This is a genomic window from Bacillus sp. FSL K6-0268, assembly GCF_038005425.1.
Lineage (GTDB): Bacteria > Bacillota > Bacilli > Bacillales > Bacillaceae_G > Bacillus_A > Bacillus_A thuringiensis_S.
In genome coordinates, this window is record NZ_JBBOTF010000001.1 from 4,235,997 (window position 1) to 4,258,261 (window position 22,265).

Below are 22,265 nucleotides of genomic sequence, written 5' to 3' on the forward strand. Positions count from 1 at the left end.
CAATTTCATGCAACAACTGTAAATGGTTAAGCTTCTGATTTGTTGACAAAATAGAACGTGCGTTCTATAATTGTGCAAACAAATGTTCTTGTGGAGGTCATTTTATGAATCATTTACTTACATACTCATTCAATCAAAAAACACCAATTGAATTAATTTATTTAAACGGTTCAGGAGATTTCTCTCAAAGAACTGTAATTGTCAGAAGGATATATGAAGATCGTATATTGGTGTATTGTATGAAAAAACAACAAGTTAGAACGTTGAAATTAACTAATATACTATCTGTTGATAAAGTAAGAACAAAATATCAATACGCTTAAAACGCTCAATGAGGTGATATTATATGACAAACGGAGTACCAAAACCACCAAAGAAGAAAAGTGGTTCAAAAAAGGAACCTAGACCATACATGGATGAATTCGAGCAACAAGAAGCTGCTGAATTAATACAATTGGCAGTACAGGATGATACAGAATTAGTATTTACTGTGTATCGAAAATATAAAGAAACAGGTATTATTCAAGGTAAAATTGTTAAACTGGAACAACAAATGGGTAGAATTGTAGTGAATGATGGACCGAATGCAATACATAAAATTCAATTCATGGATATTTTAAAAATCGAAACGCCTAGTTAATTTAGCTAGGTGTTTTTTATATGGCCATAAATTCTTTATCAAAGTAGAACTTGTCCATTAAATTGTTTACAATCCCGTTGAAATAAGCGAATTTACCCTTTTTCATTTTTACTCCGGATTTAATTTTCATAACAAATTCTTTAATAGCTTTTAAGCCAATAGTTAACTCTTGTTCTTTAGTAAATGCTGTATCACCTGTTGTATGGTTAACAATTTTATTACACTGTCTTACGACCTTCCACAGTTCTTGAATTGTTTTAGATTCACTGTAAAAAGAGCGAACTAAAGAAATAAAACGTTCTGGTACCCAATGAGCAATAAAGTCAGCTTGTTCCATATTCTCTTCTGGAGTATTGCTATTCTCATTACTATTACGTTTGTTTATATCTTTTATATTTTGTTTTAAGGAAACAGGTTTTGTTTTCATGGTAGGACACTTTTTAGGACTTTCACCTTGTGTCTTGTTGGACACTTCTTCCACAATAGGTTGAATAATAATAGCATTAGAAGTTTGAAGCATATCTTTTTTGCGTTTCATTGCCACCTGTTTAATCATTTCTAAATCCACAAGCTTCTTCATTAAACGTTGTACAGTTTTATATGAAACTTCCATTTTTTCTGCTATTCTGTTTTTGCACAGGAAACTAACACCTACATATTTGCAACTGTGGCGTTTTAGAATTTCAAGTAATGTAATGAGTTTAGATTGTACATCGGTACGCTTAATAAGCATACGGATAGAGTCTCTGTACGCACGTACAGTTTTGTTTAGTTCTTCTACTTCTATAAATGGTGATAAATTATGAAATGACTCTTTACTTGCTACAACCTCAATTCTTTTTCTTTCCATATATATTTCTCCTTTTTGGAAACAAAAAAGCAACAGAATGCCAAGTATAAGCAAACTGTTGCTAAGGAGCCCTTGCGTACTGTAAAATAGTTCGTAAGAGTACAGCAAGTGTTTGCCTAGTCATGGTAGGCGGACGGTATAAGGGTGTTGGTAGCACCACTTATACACGCTGTGCTTTTTTGTTTTTAATTTTTTTGTGATACCATTTGTGATACCGTTTTGTAAAATAAATAACGAAAAACATCAAAAAACAAATTTCATTAAACTCCTAAAACATTGATTAGATGCGGTTTTCTACGTTGTATTCTTTTATATATAGTCGAGATGGAAGGTTCTATTGGTTAAATAGAAATGCGGAGCCGACTGTTCAGACCCGTTGGCTAAGGTTCTTTCGCACAGAAGATGCTTTTTATCTTCTCGTGCGGAAGGTTCTTAGACATGAGGGTTTAGGAGGCAAAGCTGGACAATATTTAAAGTGGAAGCGGCTTGTTCAGAATGTGAGGGGGAAGAAGTGAAGCTACCGAACATTCTAGCCGCTAGAACTGGATAATATATGTATGAAGAAAGCGCCCTGCTGTGCAGGGCGCTTTTTTGTTTTGCGGATTTGTCTTGGCTTGGGAGAGGATACCCGGGTGGGTGTTCAGCTAAATATATCAACGATTTTTCAAATATATCGATCATAAACGGGAATATATCAACGATTATTTCAATATATCAACGTTTCGACAAGGAATATCGATTTGTCGACAAGATAAGACAAAAGAAAATTCTCACATACCCCAAACATTTTATAAGAACAGAGAACGACTAGGTTTAAGACAAAGAGACTGACAAATCCACTTGAACAATCAACCACTGAATTTTATATTAAACTTTTTGACAAATCCACCCCTCCCTCCACTATCTGGAATTCTTTCCTGCATTAGCAAAAATTTCTCATATAAAAAAGGGCAATCTTTTGCTTTTTCTCACAATGCGAGTACAATGTAAAATAGCAAGAAAAGACGAAAAGTATTTACAGGATTATTGTATGCGCATAGCGTAAATGGCAGTAAGGAACTGAGAGGAGGTTTTTTCTCTGAATATAAATAAGGAAACAATCATCCACCTTTATCATACAAACGATATACATAGTCATTTTGAAAATTGGCCGCAAATTTCTCGGTTTGTACAGGGAGAGAAAAAGCGAAGACAGGAAGCGGGAGAGACCGTTTTGACGGTTGATATCGGCGATCATGTGGATCGTTTTCATAGTATTTCGGAAGCGACGAATGGACTTGGTAATACGAAGCTTTTAAATGAGGCGTTATATGATTATGTAACGATCGGAAATAATGAAGGAATTACGTTAGCGAAGGAGCATTTGAATCGTCTATATGATGAGGCTGGATTTGAAGTGCTTGTCGCGAATTTATTTGAAAAAGAAGGTGTACGTCCGGAGTGGGCAAAGCCTTATAAATTACATACAACGACAGATGGGATTACGATTGCCTTTATCGGGTTAACGGTAGCTTATCCAGAGTTCTATCATATGCTCGATTGGCATATTGAAGATCCGCTTATCCATTTAGAGTCTATTTTAGAAGAAGTGCGAGATGAGGCTCATATTACAGTTGTCCTTTCTCACCTTGGAAAAAGCATGGATGAGTATATGGCAGAGCATTATGATATAGATGTGATTTTAGGTGCGCATACGCATCATTTATTTGAGCGTGGTGTTCTTATGAATAATACGTTACTTTGTTGTTGTGAAAAGTGGGGGCGTTACGTTGGTCACGTACAGCTTACTGTGGATATAGAGACGAAGAAACTACTGAAAAAAGACGGTAGAGCAATTAAGACGGAACGGTTAGGGGCTTATAGCGAGCCGTTATCCACAATTGAAATACTGCAGGAAGAAAGTAAGCATATAATGGCAGAGCCTGTCGTTCATTTAAAAGAGTCATTACCGGTTGATTGGTTTCATGAGGCGCCGTTTTCTCATATGTTAGCAAGTGCGCTGAAAACATGGTGCAGTGCAGAAATTGGAATGGTGAATGCTGGTGTACTTCTTGAAGGATTAGAAGAGGGTGTTGTAACGCGCGGAGATATTCACAGAATTTGTCCACATCCAATTAATCCGTGTGCTTTGAAAGTTCCAGGAAAGATATTAAGAGAAGTTATTTTGAAAGCACGTAAACCGAATATGGAAAACCTTGAGGTAAAAGGATTCGGATTTCGTGGAAAAGTGATGGGGAAAATGATTTACGCTGGTGTAGAAGTAATTCCAGATACGATTCCTGGGAATAAAATTTTATTAGAAGATGTATTGATTAACGGCGAATCGCTGGAGTTAGACCGTATATATACAGTAGGAACAATTGATATGTTTACGTTTGGATACTTATACCCAGAGCTATCCACACTTTCTAGCAAACAATATTATATGCCAGAACTACTTAGAGATGTGTTAACAGATATGTTAATAACTTATACATCTTCCGTTAAACTATAGGCTAGTTAACTTGTAACACTCATTTTTCTCTTGTCATACAGATAAGAAAGAGAGGAGTGTGAACTATGGTTAATGTGGAGCCAATTATAATTGATAATTATACGTTTATTGCGGTTAGCGTCAAACTTCCAAAGACGAATTTGCTAGCTGTAATGAGCGATAAAGGATATATTATGTGTGGTGCATTAGATGTAGGTCTTTTAAATGAGAAGTTAGGTGATCGAGGAATTATTGCTGGCCGTGCGGTTGGTGTAAGAACGATTGAACAACTTCTTGAAGCGCCACTAGAATCGGTAACGACTGGAGCTGAAGCATTAGGCATTCCAGCAGGAACGATTGGAAAAGAAGCATTATTAAAAATGAGATAAGCATATATCGTCCCTCCTTCTTGCATAGAAATGATATAAGAAGGAGGTTTTTTTATGAGTATATTTCGCTCGAAAAACTCGCGGTTTCGAAAGGGACCTATCGCCTTTCGGTATATACTGCTTATGTCGTTTATTCTTTTTGTTATATTACTTACGCAAGGGCTGTGGATTGTGAATAATAGTATTCAGCCGACCTTAATTAAATATGGAGAAGTAGAGACAAAGAAAATGGCGACTGCAATTATGACGAAGGCGGTAAAGGATCGAATTAATGAAGGATTCGATGTCGATTCGTTAATGAAAGTACAAAATGATAAAAACGGGAAAGTATCCACAATTAATTTAAATACGAAGCAAGTAAATGAAATCGTAACGTCAACGACTACGTACATAGAAAAATATTTGCAGCAAGTAGAACAAGGGAAGTTGAAGGAGCTAGGTATTTCTGAAAAAAACGGGGCGACTATGGCAGTTCCTTTTGGGCGTGTAACTGATAATGCGCTTCTTGGTAATATAGGACCAGATATTCCGATTCATTTCACGCCAATTGGGCATGTGAATACAGATATTAAACAAAAAATTGAGCCGCACGGGATCAACACTACAGCGATTCAAATTGTTATGGAAATGGAAGTAACGTTGCAAGTAATCATTCCATTTCATACGAAAGAGATAACGGTGAAACAAAATGTTCCGATTGCGACGCGTATCGTTCAAGGGGAAGTGCCTACGTATTATGGAAGCGGAAGTGTTGCTGTACCTGATAAAAAGAAAACAGATAGTTAATTGCATATAAAGTGAAACTTGAATCAATCGGGCTTTTACTGGATAAAAAATAACCGTAGCAATGCGCTACGGTTATCGTTTTGTATTTGCTCGTTCTTTGCGTTCCCAAAGGCTTAAATGCATATATGGATCGAAGGCCCATTCTGTATAGCCATTGTCTTTATATATGCCAAAATGTAAGTGGGGTGGGAATTTTCCGGCTGTACCAGGGGGGCCATAGCCAGTGCTACCAACAAACCCGATTACTTTTCCGGGCTCAACAATTTGTCCAAGCTGTATTTCTTTTGAGAACCCGCCTAAATGAGCGTAATAATGGTAATTGTTATGAAGGTCGCGAATACCAATGCGCCATCCACCAAGGCGGTTCCAACCTTTCGTTTCAATAATGCCATAGCAAGTCGATCTTACTGGCACGCCATATCCGGCAAAAATATCGGTTCCTTCATGAACTCGTCTGCCCCCAAAACTTCTTCCAGCACCGAAAGTACTACGGTAGCTATGGTCACTACGAATCGGAAGAGGAAAAGCATTTCCTTCTAAATTAATACGTCCATAATGTTTATAAATTTGGGCGTATTCGCTAATTAAATCAACTGTTTTTGCACGTCTATAATATTCCCAAAGCATAATTTTAATACGGTCTTCTGACGTTCCTTGTTTCCTTAAAATAGTCGCTGCGGTATGCAGAAGATCACGGTCGCTTTTTGCATTTGCAAATCCATCTTTGTCACCATCTAAACCTATTCCGCCAAATAGAGAAATTGTATGGGGGAGAGTGTCGTTACTATTAACAGGTCCAGCCCATATTTCTGGTTTGAAATAAAGGGAAATGATGGCATCTGGTTTTTTTGGAATATCTTTTCTTACGCTCCGTATATTTCTTTCATATTGATCCATTGCAGCTAAGTAATACCATGGAATGCCTGAAGACTGCTCGGTTTCTTTATATAGTACCATGCGCTTTTCGTATATGCTTTGCTGATTATCTTCACCGTAGGCGATGTTTTGGTGGAGAAGAAAACAAATAGAAAGCAAAAGAGAAATTTTTCGAAGCATGAAATAGACTCCTTTCACAACATCACTCTTTTTAGTGTGGGATATACGGAGTATTTCATTATAGGGAACGATTGGAAAAAATCTTAGAATCTTCATTTGAGCAAATCGCTTTCATACGTTAGAATAGATATGTTACATTGAAAGAAGCGAACACGGTAAACTATTTCATATTGTGCGGAGTTGATAACCATGACAAAACAAACAGAATATAAGCGCAAGCCCGAATGGTTGAAAATTAAGTTAAACACGAATGAAAACTATACAGGCTTAAAGAAAATGATGCGTTCTAAGAATCTTCATACCGTTTGTGAAGAGGCAAAATGTCCGAATATTCATGAATGCTGGGCTGTAAGAAAAACAGCAACATTTATGATTTTAGGTGCGGTTTGTACACGCGCTTGTCGTTTTTGTGCGGTTAAAACAGGCTTACCAACTGAGCTTGATTTACAAGAACCAGAACGCGTAGCAGATTCAGTAGTACAAATGGGCTTAAAGCACGTTGTTATAACAGCGGTTGCACGTGATGATTTAAAGGACGGCGGAGCAGCTGTTTTTGCTGAAACAGTACGAGCAGTACGTCGTAAAAACCCATTCACGTCTATCGAAGTATTACCATCTGATATGGCTGGGGTAGAAGAAAACTTAAAAATGTTAATGGATGCAAAACCAGATATTTTAAACCATAACATTGAAACAGTACGTCGATTATCTAACCGAGTTCGCGCTAGAGCAAAATATGACCGTTCATTAGAGTTTTTACGTCGAGCAAAAGAAATGCAGCCTGATATTCCAACTAAATCGAGCATTATGGTCGGCTTAGGTGAAACAAGAGAAGATTTAATTGAAGCAATGGATGACTTACGTGCAAACAATGTGGATATTTTAACTCTTGGACAATATCTACAACCATCTAAGAAGCATTTACCAGTTATTAAATATTATCCACCAGCAGAATTTGCAGAGCTTAAAGAAATTGCACTTAGCAAAGGATTTAGCCACTGTGAAGCTGGCCCACTTGTGCGTTCTTCTTACCATGCGGACGAGCAAGTACGTTCTGCAAAAGAAAAAACAGCAGAAGCTAAATAATGAAAAAAGAGAGCTAGCGATTAGCTCTCTTTTTGTTTGTACTCTAAAACGGTATTTGTACATGTTAATAAAATCTTTTTTAATTCTTCTGTGGATAATTCAATTGTAAATTCAGGAACACCAGGTGTAATTAAAATTTTATCGTACGTATAAATAGCGTTATCCACAATAATTGTTACATCGTGTGAATATCCGAAAGGAGCTACACATCCCGGCGTACAACCAGTTTTGTCTCGCAGTTCATCAGGAGAACAGAGAGATAAGCGTTCTCCTGTTAGCTCTTTCATCTCTCCCCGGTTGAGCCTTGTGCCCTCTAACGTAAAAAATACGTAATAATCTCCAGACTTTGATTTTAAAAATAAGCTTTTACTTGGAGAGCCTTGTAAGCCAAGTCTCTCACGTACGATCCGATCCGTCTCATAATCGAGTACTGGTTCGTGTTCGAATTTTTCATAAGAAACATTTGTTTTATGTAGTAAAGCAAGTACGTCTTCGTACATATGAAATGATACCCCTTTCTATTGTTAGAACAGTCTCTTCTCGTGGCGTCAACTGAATGTTTTGGAAAGGGATATTACTTGGACGATGCTTCCCATAAGCGTTTTATGATACATTGTTCGTCGATTGTAATTTCGTAAATATCAGGATTGGTTAAAGTTCTCCATTCATTAAAGCCAATCGTATGATCAAAATGCTTTAAAATGAGCGTAAGTAAATTGCCATGTGTAACAAGTAGTGTTGTCGTATGGTTTAATTGTAAAACGTCTTGAATAAGCGAAATGGCACGGTCTGTTGCTTGTTTTGTTGACTCTCCGCCTGAAAAGGCAATATCTATGTTCGTAAAAGTGGATTCTAGTTTTTGCATCCAATCATCCATTGGAACGTTGCTCAATATGCGTTCAGTTAATCGTTCATCTTCTTGGATAGATAAGTTAGCTTGGAGCGCATAGGGCCGAATGGAATCGATAGCTCGGACAAATGGGCTTGAAATAATATGATCGATTTGTAGATGATTTTCTAAGAGGAATGTAGCAAGAGTATTTGCTTGGTCTTTTCCATCGGTCGTTAATTCATCATCACGTTTTTGCCCAGTTGCTGAACAATGTCGTATTACAATAATTTTCTTCATAATTCATCCCCATCTTTCAAGTTGACGCTATATACTTCGACAAATGTGGAAATAATTCCTTTTTATTGGAAACGGCATATGGATTTAAATATGTGGAAAAGTAATGTGGATAATAAAAAATTGAGGTGCAATGATGAAAAAAATGATATGTATCATATTCATTATTTGTTTTCTTACGCAATTGTCCACAACATATGCAGAATCCAACCAAAAACTAAATTATCCAAGCAATCGAAATAAGTCATTTGTGAGTGAGGATGTTTTTTATAAACAGTTAGATAAGAAAATCTATAAAGAATATAAAAATGCAGCATATAGTGTTCGGAAAAAAATCTTATTTAAAGAAGTGCCTGATGAATAATTTTCTTTCCTAAAAAAAACAGCTGTCGGTTGTCGAAGTAGAGTGGTGCTTCAAGATTTTTTTGTTCACCCTGATCGCCAAGTTTATTTTTTCGCTTCTTTTACTCAAAATGAAGTAGAAGAGTTTCATAAGTACATCGTTATAGATGCAGAAACAAAGAGGGAGCTAAAGGAGGGTAAAAGTTATCATCATTGTGATAGTCCTTATAAAAAATAACCCACCAACCGGTGGGTTATTTTTTTACTCTGGTACACTCATTAATTTCTCTTTCATTTTGCGAATAAGAACGACAGCACCAATTGTACACAGAAGTGTAATTCCTTCGGCAACAAAGATATTGATTGTCTTTGTTTGGTAAAGTGCCGCAAAGAAGTCTACAAATGCGTGGAATAGTATAGCGTATACTAGGAAGATATATTTCTTCTGTTTTACTGCGTATAAAACAAGCATTGTAAAGGCGATTTGAAGCACGAGTGCCATAATTCTTTCTACGCTACCAAGGAAGTATAAGTAGGCAGGTTGCTGAATTAACATGTCTTGTAAAATGCTGAGTTCGGGTTTTTGTTCAATCAGTTGAGCGAAGCTACCATCGTTAATAGAATTAGCAAAGATTAATGCTTGTAATGCAGAAAAACCGCCAATTAAAATAGATTCAATTCCGCCGTGACCAATTCCATAAGCGAAGCCATCTTTATATTCTAGATATTTTTTTAGTAAGAAGAAGAAGGCAACGAAGCGTCCTAATTCTTCAAAAATACCAGCAGTCAATCCGCCATAAATTGCGAAGGCAAACGGATTTTCTAAAAATGGAGCGATTGTTGGATTACCGCGCATAAATAGGTGGAATGGTGTTTCAAGAATTTGGGTAAATCCGATAAAGATAAGAACACCAATGCCGACCACTTTCCAATTAATATTATATTTTTTACGGAAATAAACGAGTACGATAATTGGGACCAGAATCGAGACAATGAGTTGAAAGATGATGCTGGCAATTACAGTATTTGAAACCATACTTTCACCGCTTTCTAATATATGTACATATCTATTATGCATGAAATACGGGAGAGATGAAACTTTTAGAAAGAAAATGAATTTACTTATTGACTCTAACGTTGCGTCATACTTTATCGTATGTACTAAGGGGGAGATACACATGACAATGAAGGTAAAAGAAGTAGCTGATTTAGTTGGAATTAGTGTGCGCACACTGCATCATTACGATGAAATTGGGTTGTTAACCCCAGACGAGACGACAGAGTCTGGATATCGTCTGTATTCCAATGAAAATCTAGAGACATTGCAGCAAATTTTGTTTTTTAAAGAGCTTGGCTTCCCTTTGAAGAAAATTAAAGAAATTATCATGTGTCCATCATTTGATCGCGAAGAGGCACTACAGCTTCATAAGAAAATGCTTATTGAAAAGCGTGCCAGATTAGATAAGGTGATTGCGACGATTGATAAAACAATTCAGCATACAAAAGGAGAGATTGAAATGACGAACAAAGAGAAATTTGAAGGATTCGATTTCAGCCATAACCCATATGAAGAAGAAGCACGTGAAAAATGGGGAGACGCAGCTGTAGATAAAGCGAACGAATATGCAAAAGGTATGTCAAAAGAGAACCAAGAAGAGTTTAATACTATTTATAGAAATTTAGCGGTACTGAGACACGGTGCACCAGATTCTAAAGAGGCGCAGGGAGCAATCAAAGTATGGTACGATTACTTGCAAAACTTTAGTCACTATTCATTAGACGCTTTTAAGGGACTCGGTCAAATGTATGTCGCTGATGAGCGCTTCACGAAAAATATCGATAAGTTTGGCGAGGGGTTAGCGCAGTTTATGTGTGATGCGATGGAAGTTTATGCGGATCGTAATAAAAAGTAAAACAGGTGGAGATTTTCTCCACCTGTTTTACTTTTTAATCATATCATTTAAAGTTTGATCCCCCGTATTGTTCAAATGAGGATTTTTACTCATTTCACGTTTTAACATATCGAGGCTTTGCGTATATTCTGTATCATTTAATGCGCCAGATTGAAGGCCTTGAATTTGGGAAATCAACTTTTGGTCTGTTGATACATATGCTTTATAATAGCGAGGGACGATGGACAAGGCAGCTCTATATACTTGATCCGCTACAAGTTTCGGATCCGTTGTGTTTGCACGGTATACAACGAACACTTCATCATCGGTAACGAGTGTAGCAGCGTTTGTAACGTCAGGAAGTTTGACGGTCATGCTTGTAATCATTTCAGCGACTTTCTCGCGATTAATGGCCCCTACTTGTTTGTTAGATACTTCATGCTTTTGTTTAGAAGAATAACCGACTCTTGTGAGTCTTGTATTTGTATTTTCCGTATGATACATGTCATTTTTATTGGAAACAAGAACACGGCTTCCTTCTTCACGTTCCATTTCGGCTTTATTTGCTGGCTGGCAGCCTGCAAATAAGGAAAGAGTGAGGAGAGAGAGCATAATTTGTTTTTTCACGATGTATCACCTCCTTCTCCATAGCATGCACTAATTTTCAATTTTTTGTATTTGAAATTGTTGGTTGGTATGCTTTGTGATACGATAAAAAGAAGAATGCTTAGAGAGGAAGTTAATGATGGAGCAAAAGCAAGAGCAAGAGATTCATGCTACGGTGAGCATTAATAATGTTCAGTACGAAGTAATTAAAAACTTTCGTGACGGTTTTAGTGAAGAAGCATTTAAAGAGCGCTATGCAGAAATTTTAAATAAATATGATTATATCGTTGGGGACTGGGGATATGAGCAACTTAGATTGCGCGGATTCTTTGATGATAGTAACCAACGTGCGACATATGATACGAAAATTAGTACGTTAACGGAGTATTTATACGAGTACTGTAACTTCGGTTGTGCACATTTTGTATTACGAAAAGTGAAGAAATAAAAAAATCCTCTTACGATTGTAAGAGGATTTTTTGCATATTCTCATTTATAAACAAATCGAGATACGATCGCCTTCAGAAAGTATTGTATTTGGTTTCATTTGTTGCCGGGAAACATGATCATACTACAGATGCATTACGTTCCTTTTTGAGACTCCCAGGATTAAAGTCGCAAGCCTGAATCTTTGCGGAATGAAGGATGGGATTCTTGAATGACTAAACGTTCGCAGTCCATTTCTGTTTTGAACAGTCTTCAAGATGAGGGCATCTCATTGCCCCTCCTAAACCAGACCATATAGGTGCTTAGGCTGATTGACTGTTACCATCAATCACAGTTGCGTAGCGAATGTTCATCGCCCCAACGATATCACGATGTGTCTTAAATCCACATCGACACTTGTATTTTCTATCTCGCGCCTTGTTCTTTTCGGCACATTGCGGACAACTTTGACTTGTATAAGATGGATTCACATATTCAACTTGAATACCAGCTAGCATTGCTTTATACGCAATAAATCGTGATAAACGATAGAATGACCAAGTGTGTAGGTTTTTTTCGTTTTTACGGCTTGTTCTTGCCGTCTGTCTTATATTCGTTAGTTTTTCTAATCGAATGACAGAAATATGATTATCAACCGCAAAATTAATAATTTTACGACTTATTTTATGATCTTTGTCCTGCATCCATCTTTGCTCTTTATTATCTAATTGCTGAATGGCATTCAATTTTTTGTCTTTTCCTAACTTCTTACGAACACTACGAAACTGACGCTTCTTATATTTGTTTTGTCTACCATTCCCAAAGAAACGAACCTTATCATCATCTGTGATTGCTACCGCAGGGACCTTGAGGCCTAGGTCTATCCCTAAAATTTTCGTTCCTACTCCTTCATTCGTAGGAAGTGTGACAGATATTTGGGCCATCCACTTATTCGATTTCTTTGTGATACGAAGTGTGCCTAACTTATGTTTTAACAAATTTAAATTGCGATTGTTTTTATCGACTAATAAAGCGCGTACCTTTAAACGAGTTGACTTTCCATTTATCATTAACGGGATAGAAATATGATTGTAATCGAAGGAATAATTTTGATTGTTCCATACGCAAATAGGCTTCTTTAGAATCGGAATAGTTTTATAATTGCTCTTCTTTACTTTTGTAGCAAACAAACTTTTCGCATCTTTAATCGCTTGATTCTTCACCGCGCTTGGGATATTCGCTTTAATATCTTTTGTGCTTTTCTTTGTACTTTTCTTTGCTTCAACCATTTCTGATACAAGTGTATTTATAACTTTGATATATTCATGGCTACTTTGTTCCAATAAACGAATTTGTACTTTTGTTGGAATCAATTTCACTTTCACTGTCAGGGTCTGTGACATATGTTTCATCCCCTTATTTTTGGATTTCCGGCATCGGTTATTCGATAAGTTTTTAGCAACATGTTGAAATGTTCTTCTATCAATTACTTATTTCCGGAAAACTACAACAGGAAAAAGACAGAAGAAACTACTTATACTTTGGCGTTCCTTCTATCTATTTTTAATTATAATACATCAAATTGAATATTAAAAATATTTATAATAGAAAAACACCAGCTAAAAACTGGTGTTTGAGATAAATTATATAAGTTCAAATAAAAATGAGCGTAACTCTTCTGCAATTTCTTCAGTCATAGAAAATGCGTGCTCTAAGTAGCCTGGTTCGTTTAAATCGTCAGCACCGATAATTGCAAATTTATTACTTTGCATATCAAGTACAATTGTTTTACCGTAATGACGATCGGAATATAAAAGCGCTAAATCATGACGCTCATTTTCTCCCATAAAGCTAACGAAACGAGTTTTTGTAGCGACAGTGTCGTCGTACAGAAAGAAACGTTCTTCCATACACATGGCTCCTTTTATTAAATATCTAAGTTTAAGTGTGGCTTATGATCTAAATGGTGATGCGTTTTAATGAATCGTACTGTTCTTGTTTTGTAACGCATTACGATAGAGTATGTTTCAGCTAAATCTCCGCCTAGGAATTTCACGCCGTCTAATAACTCACCAGCAGATACACCAGTTGCTGAGAAGATTGCATCATCACCAGATACTAAATCGTCTAACATAAGAAGTTGACGAGGATCTTCTAATCCCATTTCACGACAACGAGCTTCTTCTTCTTCGTTCATTGGAACTAAGCGAGCTTGCATTTCACCTTCAAGGCACTTTAATGCTGCTGCAGAAATAACACCTTCTGGAGCTCCGCCAATACCTACGAATAAGTCGATACCCGTTCCAGGTAGTGCTGTTGCGATTGACGCACCAACATCACCGTCACCAAATAATTTTACGCGTGCACCTTTTGCACGAACACGGTCAATAATATCTTGATGACGCTCACGTTCTTGAACGATAACTGTTAGATCACGAATCTTTTTATTGTTAGCTTCTGCTACAATTTCAATTGTTTTTTCAATTGGATCATCTAAGCTAATTTTACCAGCTGCTTTTGGACCAACCGCGATTTTTTCCATGTACATATCAGGAGCATGAAGAAGGTTCCCTTTGTCTGCGATTGCAATAACTGCCATTGCATTTGCAAGACCTTTTGCAACGATGTTTGTACCTTCTAATGGGTCAACGGCGATGTCTACTTCTGGACCGTTACCTGTTCCTAGTTCTTCACCAATATACAACATCGGTGCTTCATCAAGTTCTCCTTCACCGATTACAACTGTACCTGCCATGTTTACTGAATCAAACATATCACGCATTGCTGTAGTTGCTGCATCATCTGCTTCGTTCTTCTTTCCGCGGCCCATCCACTGTGCGGATGCTAATGCTGCTGCTTCTGTTACACGGACAATTTCTAGTGCGAGTTCACGTTCCAAGATTTCATTCCTCCAATTTCAAAAATCATACAAATATAACTATAACAAATAACGGAGAAAAGGTGAATTCGAAAAATTGTCGATTTTTTCAGAAGAAAGCGTTACAATTAAAATGTAAATGCTTTAATTTCCAGGTAGGTGACATTCATGTATTTTGTAGACAGAAAGAAAATAGAACAAATGCTAGTATGTTTAGAACGAGCAACAAGTACATTTCAAGAGAAAAAGATATATGAAACCGAGTTTGAATTTTACGCATTAGAGCGCATAGCCCATCTTATTATTGATACTGTATTAGATGTAGGAAATGCGATGATTGATGGATTTATTATGCGCGATCCAGGAAGCTATGAAGATATTATTGATATTTTAATGGATGAGCGAGTGATAAGTGAAGAAGATGGACAAGGGATGAAAGAAATTATCCTTCTTCGAAAAATGCTTACGCAAGATTATATTCAAATGAATCATGATGAATTATATAAGACGATTCAAAAACATATTGCAGTGGTAGAAAAATACCCAGCAAATATTCGCAGTTATTTAGAAAAGGAATTAGGACCTGTATCTGCATTTGTACCAGAATAATTATGCTTATAAGATCCCCAGAGAATGCCTTTTGGGGATCTTATATTGTATGTGAGAAAGAAAAGGGAGAAGGGTGAAGTATGGGGGAAGCACGTACTACGAAAGACGAGATTGTACAATTGTTGAAAGTAAAGGGAGAGCACACAGTAGCGGAACTAGCTGACGTTTTAGAGATTACAGAAATGGCAATCAGAAGACATTTAAGTAATCTTGAGAAAGATGGACTCATTTATTCTAAGATGGTAAGGCAACATGTCGGAAGACCAACTTATTTGTATGGATTAAGTGAAAAGGGAGAAGATACATTCCCGAAAGAGTATAAGCAATTTGCGATTGATATGCTAGAAGATTTAGCTCGGATGGGCGATGAAAAAATACTTCAATATGTTTTAAAAGAAAGAACGAAGCGTATGGAAGAACAGTTGCAAAAGAGAGTAAGTAATCAAAAGAATTTAGCATATAAAGTGCAAGAGATAGCAGCTATGCAAGAGAAAAATGGTTATATGGTTCAAATAAAGAGAGATGGAGAGAAATCTTTCGTAATTGAAAAACAAAACTGTCCGTTAAAAGAAATTGCAGAGAGATTCCCACAAGTATGTAAAGATGAAAAAGAGATGTATAAGCGTTTATTTACGAACGCAGATGTGAAAACGCTAGCAAACATGTGCGAGGGCGATTGTAGTTGTTCTTACCAAATAAAAGAGAAAAAATGAACGTTATGGGGCGCTTTAAGGTAAAGCGTTTTTTTCTTTTGGAAAAGCGGGTAATATAAGAGTGGTATGATAAGGTGAGAACGTTAGCATAAAAGGAGAGACATAATCGATGTATAAAGGTTACTTAATTGACTTAGACGGTACGATGTATCGCGGGGAAGAACAAATTGAAGAAGCAAGCGACTTCGTCAAAGCATTAGGAGAGCGCGGCATTCCATACTTATTCGTTACGAATAACTCAACTCGCAAACCAGAACAAGTGGCAGAAAAGCTTGTTCGTTTCGATATTCCAGCGAAAGCGGAGCAAGTATTCACAACGAGTATGGCGACTGCGAACTTCATTTATGAACGTAAACAAGATGCAACTGTATATATGATTGGTGAAGAAGGCTTACACGATGCACTTGTGGAAAAAGGATTTGAACTTGTGGATGAAAATCCTGATTTCGTTGTTGTTGGTTTAGATCGTGACATCACATATGAAAAATTAGCAAAAGCGTGTCTTGCTGTGCGTAACGGCGCGACGTTTATTTCTACAAATGGAGACATTGCCATTCCGACTGAGCGCGGATTGTTACCAGGTAACGGCTCATTAACATCAGTTGTAGCAGTATCAACAGGTGTGGATCCAATCTTTATCGGAAAACCAGAATCAATCATTATGGAACAAGCTTTAAAAGTTCTTGGCATAGAAAAAAATGAAGCATTAATGGTTGGGGATAACTATGATACAGACATTTTAGCAGGAATAAATGCTGGCATGCATACGCTTCTTGTCCACACTGGAGTCACAACTGTGGAGAAGTTAACAGAATATGAAGTACAACCAACGCAAGTTGTGCATAACTTGACGGAGTGGATTGAGAAGATGTAATGAAAAACAGGTAACCGAAGAGGTTACCTGTTTTTTTTATTAAAACGCACGATTCACAACATCTTTAACTTCTTCAAGATATTGTTTACGCACACCATCATCCACAGAAGGGACACTCGTATAGAATGTGTGCTCAATTGTTTCAATGCCTGTAAATTCAAAAATACCAACATCCACTGTTTTCTTCATTGCGTCAAACATCCCGCCTGCTGTGTATGCTTCTTTCGTATTGCCCATTGTAGATAATAACAATCCTTTTTTACCGCTTAATAACTTTTCAATGCCTTTTTCACCATAAGCATAAGCAAAGCCGTGGCTAAATACACGGTCAACGTATCCTTTTAAAATAGCAGGAAGTCCCGCCCACCAAACTGGATAAATGAATGTAATGCTATCAGCCCAAGAGATATGCTCTTGCTCTTCTTTAATATCTTCTGGTGTGTTTCCTTGAGAAAATGAGATGAAATCGGAAGCGCCTAATACTGGATTGAAGTTTAATTCGTATAGATCGCGAACGCGTACTTCATGACCTTTTTCTTCTAATTCACTTTTTACCGTTTCTAAAATTGCATGGTTGAAGCTTTCTGTATTTGGGTGTGCATAAACGATTACATGTTTCATTGTTCTTCCTCCTATTTTGTGGATATGTGAATAGTTATTTGTATATATGTAACCATTATGGTTACTCCTTTTATGGAAGTCAAGTAATACATATGTATAAAAAGACGCTCAAAAATCGCCTTTTTATACCCCGCTCATACAAAGTACAAAGAAGACAAATAAAATAATGACAAGACCAATGCCGAAGTTAAATACGAGAGTGCTATCCATATATGTAGCCTCCTTGTTTGAAAGTAAAAAGCACTCTAGTTAAGAGTGCTTTTTTATTTTGAATCTACTTTATAACTTTTAGAAAGTGATTCATGCTTGTAATGATTTACATTATTTTATGTATTTATACTTTGAAATGAGTAAGTCCTTGTGGGATATAGAAAAAAAGACACTCTTTCGAGTGTCTTTTAAGATGACAAAATGTGCCAATTGCTTGAGGTTGATAAGACGCTAATTTCCGTGTTAGCGCCTTTTCTTTAATCAAGAAGTGTAGCAACAGCGATTCAAATAAATTGTACCATTTGTTTAATTGTGGTGCGTATGCAATTGTGCATATTTTAATCATGAGGTAGGTAATGAACTGTGAATAATTTGAAGTGATTTATTTACGATTTCTTCTGCGGCATATATGCCGATTGCGTCTGTTTTTAAAATATAGGATTGTAAGTTATCATGCATTGCTCCTAACTCACCATGAAGTGGTGCGAAGGCATGGTTCGCCTTTTCAAGCATGCATAAATCAAGTAAAGAATCCCCAGCTGTAATAATCGTATCTATTTGCAAAATTTCTTTTATATATTGCACGGCATCCCATTTGTTAATTGGTTTTGGTACAAAGTATAGCTTCCTACCTTGAAGTGAATGATTCCAGCCTTGTTTGTCTAACCAGGAAGTGAAGGATGATAATTCATCATAAGGAATGTTCTCCCGTTTAATGATGCAATAATGGAATAGATCATCGGCTGTTTTTTGTGATATAACCCAATCTTTATGAGCAATTTGTCCAAACTCCTTTAGTATGTCGTTTCTCTCTATACATTCAACCGATAGTCTTTCTTTTACTGTCCTGTTCCAAGTACCATCTTGTTTACCGTTATGAAGGATATTACCGCCGTTACTTGTAATGGCGTATTCGGGAATGATTTCGTTTTGGAATAAAGTAATACGCTGAAACTGCTCAATAGTTCTTGTTGTAACTGGGATGAAATGTGAGTGCAGTTGTAATTTTTTTAGTAGTGAAATGGTTTTATGTGATATGAAAGAAATTTCTTTCCCATCTAAAGTTTCAATGAGTTGAATTGATTCATCTTCTATAGGGGCACGAAACGATTTCCGGGAATAAATAAGCGTTTGATCAAGATCACTGGCAAAAATCATAACGTTTCCCTCCTAAGAGGCTTAATGAGCCCGCAACATGAATAAGTCATATTCTCATAGATTTCAATAGGGACATTCTTTTCTTTAGCGAGAAGTAAAATATGCTTTAAATCGGGATTGTTTTGCTTACATATTAAAATTTTCCACGGTATTCTCCGGAGTAATACGCGAGTTGTTTCGCCGACTCCTGGTTTAATTAAGTTAATATCGTCAATTTCAAAGTGACTTTGGATAGACTGTATATCTTTTAATCCTTGCCAAGAGGGATCAGTGTAAGTTGAAGTAATATAACGTAATTGATTATCTATATGAGAATGAACAGAAGGGAATAAATCTGTCACCTCATCAACGAAGAAATTTGATAAGTCTTCTTGTTCTAGCTCTTTATAATATTTAACACCATGAAAATCATTTGGACCAATATAGGTATTATTTAGTACAGTGCGGCTAATGAGTCCAGAGACGGTTGCATTTAAGCAAGCGCTAGGAATAAGAAAATCTTCACGTGTACCGTAAATTGAAGTACAGTAACCGGGATCAGCAAGCACAGCCATACAATGAGAAATGTGTGTATTATTTCGTTCGTTAAATGTGTGTACTGCATATTCTAATTCTTTTTTTATTGCACCTTTCCCAGTCCATCCATCAATGAATTGAATTGTTTCTTTAGGGTGATGTTCCAAAATATAATGGAGTGCATTTTCATCAATACCGCGTCCGCGAACAATAGAAATACAATAGTGAGGTACATCAAGGTTGTATTGATAGCGTATGTAGCGTTTTATAAGAATGCCAATAGGTGTACCAGCACGAGCTAATGAAACGAGGACAAGGTTAGTTCCTTTAGTCTGTATAATTTGTTCGGCGACAACTCCAACAGCGATGGCTAGTTTGTGTTTGTATTGTTGCAGAGAAGAAAAGAATAAATCCATATACGCTTTAGATGGTTTATATTCCATTGGTAACATTTCAGAATAATGTGTGCCAGCTTGAATTGCTTGTTCTCTAGTTTCTGTGGAACTTTCTTTCATTAAATCACTAATATCTTTTAATAGAAAAATAGCATCATTTGGATCATAACTACTAATGTGAGAATTTACTTTTACCATAATTATCAACCTTCCTTTTCTATGCTATTTGAAAATGAGACGATATGAATAAAAGGAATAACTGTTTGTAACTGCTGTAGAAGAGGAGATAGGGCCTCTTCTCCTAAATCACGTTCAATAAAAACAAATACTTCATCGTAATCATGAGGTGAAATATTATAAAAGTAATTTGTAATAGTAGAATCTTCAGGACTTGGATATGAGAAATGATTATGAATGGCGTAGTTCACATCATTTGAAACAGGATGGATAGGGCTTCTTGTTGTAGATTGATATAAAATATTATCACCCATTTCAGCAGCAATTTTCATTGGGATATACATAAATTCACCCGTTCCGAGGCAGAGTGTTCGTTTTCCACTTCTTTCTCTTTTTAAAGTTTTTCCTGCTTCTTGAGCGAAAGAATGAATGTGCTGTTGTTCATATGCTGAAATGCCAAATCGCCCAGTATATTTTATATAATTTGATGTATAGGGTAATTTTGGGCAGGTAAGGGTATGTTTTTTGAAATCAGGTTTTGTTTCTTCAATTTGAATATCTGTTTTGGCAATATTCAATGGTTGGCCAGTTGTATGAATACTGCCTTCTAATAAAGAAATAACATGAATCTTAATTTGAAGTTCGTCTTCTAATTGTTTAAATTGTCTTCTATTAGTATGAGAACGCCAGTCTAATAAAGAAGCAATAATATATTCTTCTCGTGGGAATTTATTTTGAATCGATCTAATAATATTTAATGCTGTTTTTCCTGTTGTCATCTCATCATCTACGAGAACAATAGGATTGCTGTTTTGAAAAAAGCTTTCATCCACATAACAACGGTGCGATGTTGCATGAGAATGTTCTTCCTCAAATGTAATGACAGATTCTAGGTGGGGTATCGATTCCCTAGTTGTATGTACATACTTTGCATTTTGAAAGCATTGAAACATAGAATGACCAAGTGCTGTCGCTGTCTCAGCGAATCCGATGAACAAAACTTCTTCTTGCAGAGGATATTGATAACGAAATACTTCCTCTGGGATTTCATGAATTTCTAATGAAATGAGATTTAAAATTTCTTTTTGAAATGGATGAGAAGTATTATGTAGCATTTCCATATATCTTGTAGCGAGAGCAAATCCACTTGATAGAGAGACTGCAGGTTTAATAGGAAGATGCTTTCCAAGGATTGTACTCACAAATAAAAAACTACGTTTCTTATTTATTCTAGCAGCCATTTGAAAAAGATTGTCTAGCGCTAAGTTATATGGATTATCACGTACTTCTACATGAACTTGTATATTATTTAAAACGTTATACGTGTTGCTTTGCGTTTGTAATAAGGAGATCGGTGAATTGTTTGTTTTCATGTAGCACCCCATAAATATTAGATTTTAAAATGGTTTTGCGAGCCCAGCCATAATGCGGCTTTACTTCATTCATTTTGTTAGAAAAACTGCTTTTTAGCACTCCATTATACGTATCTGCATTTTGTAAAATTGACCTCGCATCTAAATAATCTTCCATTGTGACAATGTGCATTGCCTGTACAACTTTAATATGAGATGGGTGAATAACTGTCTTTCCGATTAAGCCATTTGCATGGTCAAGTGATACCTCTTGAATGAGCCCTTCTTCATGATCATTAGAAAAATATTCCCATACACATCCTGAAATAATATATTCATTTGTTGCCCTTGAGAAAACGTTAATAATGTCTGAAATACAATCACGGACAACAGTAATATGATAGATAGGTGTGTATTTATTGCGCCGAATACTAAATATACTTGAAAAATCAGTAGCACCAATACGTACATTTAAGATGTAATCGTGATAAGAATCTAGTAAATCTTTTATTTGTAATAATGATTCTGCCCGTGTTTCCTTATACATAATTTCTGGTGATTCTAAAATCGGCATGCCATATAGCGATAATGAGTATAACTCGTTTATACATGCAAGCTGATCGATATAAGTCTTTCCGTTAATCGGTGTGAATTTTGGAAAGACAAAACCACATAAACAATGAACAGCACTACCTAATTCAGTAACAATTGTCTTCATTTGACTTGGCTGTCGAACTCTAATAAAAAGAAGTGGGATGTCTGCTTGATTTAGTATGTTGGCACTGACTAAGTTGGCTATTTGCTGTATTTGAACGACGATGTTTTGCTCTGCAAGTTTTACTTCTTCATCGCTGATAGCGTCCTCTAGACAAAGAATAATTGAGGTAGCATCCACATGTTTCTTTCTAATTATATCTTCCGCAATCGTTTCTTTCGTGCCAGGAGTATATAGTGTAGCGCCTAGTGCGTAAGCTAGTTGTTCTTTTCCTATATTTTTTGAAAAACTAAGAGGTTCTTTATAGAAAAAATTTTGCCGTTCTTCTGAGGAGAGATAAGAAAAGTAATTCAAATTGTCACCACCTTATTTGTA

Annotated in this window: 25 protein-coding genes and 1 pseudogene; 12 read left to right on the forward strand and 14 right to left on the reverse strand. The window is 36.3% G+C overall.

Features of this window, described 5'->3' with window-relative positions:
• Nucleotides 1–104: 104 nt before the first annotated feature.
• Both MHI28_RS21920 and MHI28_RS21925 read left to right on the forward strand, forming a co-directional pair.
• The gene (locus MHI28_RS21920; RefSeq protein WP_327946502.1) at nt 105–323 is read left to right on the forward strand and encodes a hypothetical protein; all 219 of its coding nucleotides are present in this window, start codon (nt 105–107) and stop codon (nt 321–323) included.
• A 23-nt stretch (nt 324–346) separates the two neighbouring features.
• Nucleotides 347–640, forward strand: a complete 294-nt coding sequence (locus MHI28_RS21925; RefSeq protein ID WP_327946503.1) for a YolD-like family protein — start codon at nt 347–349, stop codon at nt 638–640.
• A 16-nt stretch (nt 641–656) separates the two neighbouring features.
• On the opposite strand, the gene MHI28_RS21930 is transcribed toward MHI28_RS21925, so the two are convergent.
• The gene (locus MHI28_RS21930; protein WP_340828299.1) at nt 657–1,490 is read right to left on the reverse strand and encodes a helix-turn-helix domain-containing protein; all 834 of its coding nucleotides are present in this window, start codon (nt 1,488–1,490) and stop codon (nt 657–659) included.
• 1,102 nt (nt 1,491–2,592) lie between these two features.
• Here MHI28_RS21930 and MHI28_RS21935 point away from each other — a divergent pair.
• The 3 genes from MHI28_RS21935 (at nt 2,593) to yunB (ending at nt 5,138) form a co-directional block, all read left to right on the forward strand.
• Nucleotides 2,593–3,984, forward strand: a complete 1,392-nt coding sequence (locus MHI28_RS21935; protein WP_074790678.1) for a bifunctional metallophosphatase/5'-nucleotidase — start codon at nt 2,593–2,595, stop codon at nt 3,982–3,984.
• A 65-nt stretch (nt 3,985–4,049) separates the two neighbouring features.
• Nucleotides 4,050–4,352, forward strand: a complete 303-nt coding sequence (locus MHI28_RS21940) for a YunC family protein (RefSeq protein WP_000248466.1) — start codon at nt 4,050–4,052, stop codon at nt 4,350–4,352.
• A gap of 54 nt (nt 4,353–4,406) precedes the next feature.
• Nucleotides 4,407–5,138: a sporulation protein YunB gene (yunB, locus tag MHI28_RS21945; protein ID WP_000021795.1), complete on the forward strand. Its 732-nt coding sequence runs from the start codon at nt 4,407–4,409 to the stop codon at nt 5,136–5,138.
• Nucleotides 5,139–5,210: 72 nt separating this feature from the next.
• On the opposite strand, the gene MHI28_RS21950 is transcribed toward yunB, so the two are convergent.
• Nucleotides 5,211–6,194 carry a M23 family metallopeptidase gene (locus MHI28_RS21950; protein WP_000944692.1) on the reverse strand — a complete coding sequence of 328 codons (984 nt, stop codon included), beginning with the start codon at nt 6,192–6,194 and terminating at the stop codon, nt 5,211–5,213.
• 189 nt (nt 6,195–6,383) lie between these two features.
• Between MHI28_RS21950 and lipA the strand changes: the two genes are divergently transcribed.
• Complete coding sequence (gene lipA / locus MHI28_RS21955; protein WP_000166367.1) at nt 6,384–7,280, forward strand: lipoyl synthase; 897 nt, start codon at nt 6,384–6,386, stop codon at nt 7,278–7,280.
• Nucleotides 7,281–7,300: 20 nt separating this feature from the next.
• Here the strand turns inward: lipA and MHI28_RS21960 are convergent, their stop codons facing one another.
• Both MHI28_RS21960 and MHI28_RS21965 read right to left on the reverse strand, forming a co-directional pair.
• Nucleotides 7,301–7,780, reverse strand: coding sequence for a YbaK/EbsC family protein (locus MHI28_RS21960; RefSeq protein WP_000272740.1), 480 nt, complete (start codon nt 7,778–7,780; stop codon nt 7,301–7,303).
• Between the two features lie 74 nt (nt 7,781–7,854).
• The gene (locus MHI28_RS21965; RefSeq protein ID WP_000721052.1) at nt 7,855–8,409 is read right to left on the reverse strand and encodes a histidine phosphatase family protein; all 555 of its coding nucleotides are present in this window, start codon (nt 8,407–8,409) and stop codon (nt 7,855–7,857) included.
• A gap of 133 nt (nt 8,410–8,542) precedes the next feature.
• On the opposite strand from MHI28_RS21965, the pseudogene MHI28_RS21970 reads away from it, so the two are divergent.
• Nucleotides 8,543–8,986: pseudogene (locus MHI28_RS21970) on the forward strand (hypothetical protein).
• Between the two features lie 24 nt (nt 8,987–9,010).
• On the opposite strand, the gene MHI28_RS21975 reads toward MHI28_RS21970, so the two are convergent.
• Entirely contained in the window at nt 9,011–9,826 is an 816-nt protein-coding gene (locus tag MHI28_RS21975) for a YhfC family intramembrane metalloprotease (protein WP_002083707.1), read from the reverse strand.
• 100 nt (nt 9,827–9,926) lie between these two features.
• Between MHI28_RS21975 and MHI28_RS21980 the strand changes: the two genes are divergently transcribed.
• Nucleotides 9,927–10,661, forward strand: coding sequence for a MerR family transcriptional regulator (locus MHI28_RS21980; RefSeq protein ID WP_000178110.1), 735 nt, complete (start codon nt 9,927–9,929; stop codon nt 10,659–10,661).
• A gap of 27 nt (nt 10,662–10,688) precedes the next feature.
• Here MHI28_RS21980 and MHI28_RS21985 read toward each other — a convergent pair whose 3' ends face one another.
• Nucleotides 10,689–11,267 carry a YhcN/YlaJ family sporulation lipoprotein gene (locus tag MHI28_RS21985; protein ID WP_000744207.1) on the reverse strand — a complete coding sequence of 193 codons (579 nt, stop codon included), beginning with the start codon at nt 11,265–11,267 and terminating at the stop codon, nt 10,689–10,691.
• A gap of 115 nt (nt 11,268–11,382) precedes the next feature.
• On the opposite strand from MHI28_RS21985, the gene MHI28_RS21990 reads away from it, so the two are divergent.
• Nucleotides 11,383–11,694, forward strand: coding sequence for a YutD family protein (locus MHI28_RS21990; RefSeq protein WP_000970508.1), 312 nt, complete (start codon nt 11,383–11,385; stop codon nt 11,692–11,694).
• Between the two features lie 301 nt (nt 11,695–11,995).
• Here the strand turns inward: MHI28_RS21990 and MHI28_RS21995 are convergent, their stop codons facing one another.
• The 3 genes from MHI28_RS21995 to glpX all read right to left on the reverse strand — a co-directional run bounded on the left by MHI28_RS21995 (nt 11,996) and on the right by glpX (nt 14,571).
• Nucleotides 11,996–13,075 carry an RNA-guided endonuclease InsQ/TnpB family protein gene (locus tag MHI28_RS21995; RefSeq protein ID WP_000084193.1) on the reverse strand — a complete coding sequence of 360 codons (1,080 nt, stop codon included), beginning with the start codon at nt 13,073–13,075 and terminating at the stop codon, nt 11,996–11,998.
• Between the two features lie 240 nt (nt 13,076–13,315).
• Nucleotides 13,316–13,582, reverse strand: coding sequence for a DUF3055 domain-containing protein (locus MHI28_RS22000; protein ID WP_000392611.1), 267 nt, complete (start codon nt 13,580–13,582; stop codon nt 13,316–13,318).
• 17 nt (nt 13,583–13,599) lie between these two features.
• Nucleotides 13,600–14,571 carry a class II fructose-bisphosphatase gene (gene glpX, locus MHI28_RS22005; RefSeq protein WP_000439090.1) on the reverse strand — a complete coding sequence of 324 codons (972 nt, stop codon included), beginning with the start codon at nt 14,569–14,571 and terminating at the stop codon, nt 13,600–13,602.
• Between the two features lie 147 nt (nt 14,572–14,718).
• On the opposite strand from glpX, the gene MHI28_RS22010 reads away from it, so the two are divergent.
• From MHI28_RS22010 to MHI28_RS22020, 3 genes are all read left to right on the forward strand, one after another.
• On the forward strand, nt 14,719–15,159 hold the full coding sequence (locus MHI28_RS22010) for a DUF86 domain-containing protein (protein ID WP_000274010.1): 441 nt from the start codon (nt 14,719–14,721) through the stop codon (nt 15,157–15,159).
• 80 nt (nt 15,160–15,239) lie between these two features.
• Nucleotides 15,240–15,872, forward strand: a complete 633-nt coding sequence (locus MHI28_RS22015) for a helix-turn-helix transcriptional regulator (protein ID WP_000503340.1) — start codon at nt 15,240–15,242, stop codon at nt 15,870–15,872.
• A gap of 109 nt (nt 15,873–15,981) precedes the next feature.
• The gene (locus MHI28_RS22020) at nt 15,982–16,746 is read left to right on the forward strand and encodes a TIGR01457 family HAD-type hydrolase (RefSeq protein WP_000276467.1); all 765 of its coding nucleotides are present in this window, start codon (nt 15,982–15,984) and stop codon (nt 16,744–16,746) included.
• Between the two features lie 39 nt (nt 16,747–16,785).
• On the opposite strand, the gene MHI28_RS22025 is transcribed toward MHI28_RS22020, so the two are convergent.
• The 5 genes from MHI28_RS22025 to MHI28_RS22045 form a co-directional block, all read right to left on the reverse strand.
• Entirely contained in the window at nt 16,786–17,367 is a 582-nt protein-coding gene (locus MHI28_RS22025; RefSeq protein ID WP_000683427.1) for an NAD(P)H-dependent oxidoreductase, read from the reverse strand.
• A 552-nt stretch (nt 17,368–17,919) separates the two neighbouring features.
• Nucleotides 17,920–18,735 carry an HAD family hydrolase gene (locus tag MHI28_RS22030; RefSeq protein ID WP_000575387.1) on the reverse strand — a complete coding sequence of 272 codons (816 nt, stop codon included), beginning with the start codon at nt 18,733–18,735 and terminating at the stop codon, nt 17,920–17,922.
• Nucleotides 18,732–19,844 carry a cysteine protease StiP family protein gene (locus MHI28_RS22035; protein WP_000241496.1) on the reverse strand — a complete coding sequence of 371 codons (1,113 nt, stop codon included), beginning with the start codon at nt 19,842–19,844 and terminating at the stop codon, nt 18,732–18,734. Before MHI28_RS22035 ends, MHI28_RS22030 begins: the two co-directional genes overlap by 4 nt.
• 5 nt (nt 19,845–19,849) lie before the next feature.
• Entirely contained in the window at nt 19,850–21,196 is a 1,347-nt protein-coding gene (locus tag MHI28_RS22040; RefSeq protein WP_000856296.1) for a phosphoribosyltransferase family protein, read from the reverse strand.
• Nucleotides 21,141–22,244, reverse strand: coding sequence for an HpcH/HpaI aldolase/citrate lyase family protein (locus tag MHI28_RS22045; RefSeq protein ID WP_001106085.1), 1,104 nt, complete (start codon nt 22,242–22,244; stop codon nt 21,141–21,143). The genes MHI28_RS22040 and MHI28_RS22045 overlap by 56 nt, the downstream gene beginning before the upstream one ends.
• Nucleotides 22,245–22,265: the final 21 nt, after the last annotated feature.

Bases quoted from the DNA above. Each gene is read 5' to 3' on its own strand.
- MHI28_RS21920 (WP_327946502.1), top strand. From the start codon at position 105: ATGAATCATTTACTTACATACTCATTCAATCAAAAAACACCAATTGAA.
- MHI28_RS21925 (WP_327946503.1), top strand. From the start codon at position 347: ATGACAAACGGAGTACCAAAACCACCAAAGAAGAAAAGTGGTTCAAAA.
- MHI28_RS21930 (WP_340828299.1), bottom strand. From the start codon at position 1,490: ATGGAAAGAAAAAGAATTGAGGTTGTAGCAAGTAAAGAGTCATTTCAT.
- MHI28_RS21940 (WP_000248466.1), top strand. From the start codon at position 4,050: ATGGTTAATGTGGAGCCAATTATAATTGATAATTATACGTTTATTGCG.
- yunB (WP_000021795.1), top strand. From the start codon at position 4,407: ATGAGTATATTTCGCTCGAAAAACTCGCGGTTTCGAAAGGGACCTATC.
- MHI28_RS21950 (WP_000944692.1), bottom strand. From the start codon at position 6,194: ATGCTTCGAAAAATTTCTCTTTTGCTTTCTATTTGTTTTCTTCTCCAC.
- lipA (WP_000166367.1), top strand. From the start codon at position 6,384: ATGACAAAACAAACAGAATATAAGCGCAAGCCCGAATGGTTGAAAATT.
- MHI28_RS21960 (WP_000272740.1), bottom strand. From the start codon at position 7,780: ATGTACGAAGACGTACTTGCTTTACTACATAAAACAAATGTTTCTTAT.
- MHI28_RS21965 (WP_000721052.1), bottom strand. From the start codon at position 8,409: ATGAAGAAAATTATTGTAATACGACATTGTTCAGCAACTGGGCAAAAA.
- MHI28_RS21975 (WP_002083707.1), bottom strand. From the start codon at position 9,826: ATGCATAATAGATATGTACATATATTAGAAAGCGGTGAAAGTATGGTT.
- MHI28_RS21980 (WP_000178110.1), top strand. From the start codon at position 9,927: ATGACAATGAAGGTAAAAGAAGTAGCTGATTTAGTTGGAATTAGTGTG.
- MHI28_RS21990 (WP_000970508.1), top strand. From the start codon at position 11,383: ATGATGGAGCAAAAGCAAGAGCAAGAGATTCATGCTACGGTGAGCATT.
- MHI28_RS21995 (WP_000084193.1), bottom strand. From the start codon at position 13,075: ATGTCACAGACCCTGACAGTGAAAGTGAAATTGATTCCAACAAAAGTA.
- MHI28_RS22000 (WP_000392611.1), bottom strand. From the start codon at position 13,582: ATGGAAGAACGTTTCTTTCTGTACGACGACACTGTCGCTACAAAAACT.
- MHI28_RS22010 (WP_000274010.1), top strand. From the start codon at position 14,719: ATGTATTTTGTAGACAGAAAGAAAATAGAACAAATGCTAGTATGTTTA.
- MHI28_RS22015 (WP_000503340.1), top strand. From the start codon at position 15,240: ATGGGGGAAGCACGTACTACGAAAGACGAGATTGTACAATTGTTGAAA.
- MHI28_RS22020 (WP_000276467.1), top strand. From the start codon at position 15,982: ATGTATAAAGGTTACTTAATTGACTTAGACGGTACGATGTATCGCGGG.
- MHI28_RS22025 (WP_000683427.1), bottom strand. From the start codon at position 17,367: ATGAAACATGTAATCGTTTATGCACACCCAAATACAGAAAGCTTCAAC.
- MHI28_RS22030 (WP_000575387.1), bottom strand. From the start codon at position 18,735: ATGATTTTTGCCAGTGATCTTGATCAAACGCTTATTTATTCCCGGAAA.
- MHI28_RS22035 (WP_000241496.1), bottom strand. From the start codon at position 19,844: ATGGTAAAAGTAAATTCTCACATTAGTAGTTATGATCCAAATGATGCT.
- MHI28_RS22040 (WP_000856296.1), bottom strand. From the start codon at position 21,196: ATGAAAACAAACAATTCACCGATCTCCTTATTACAAACGCAAAGCAAC.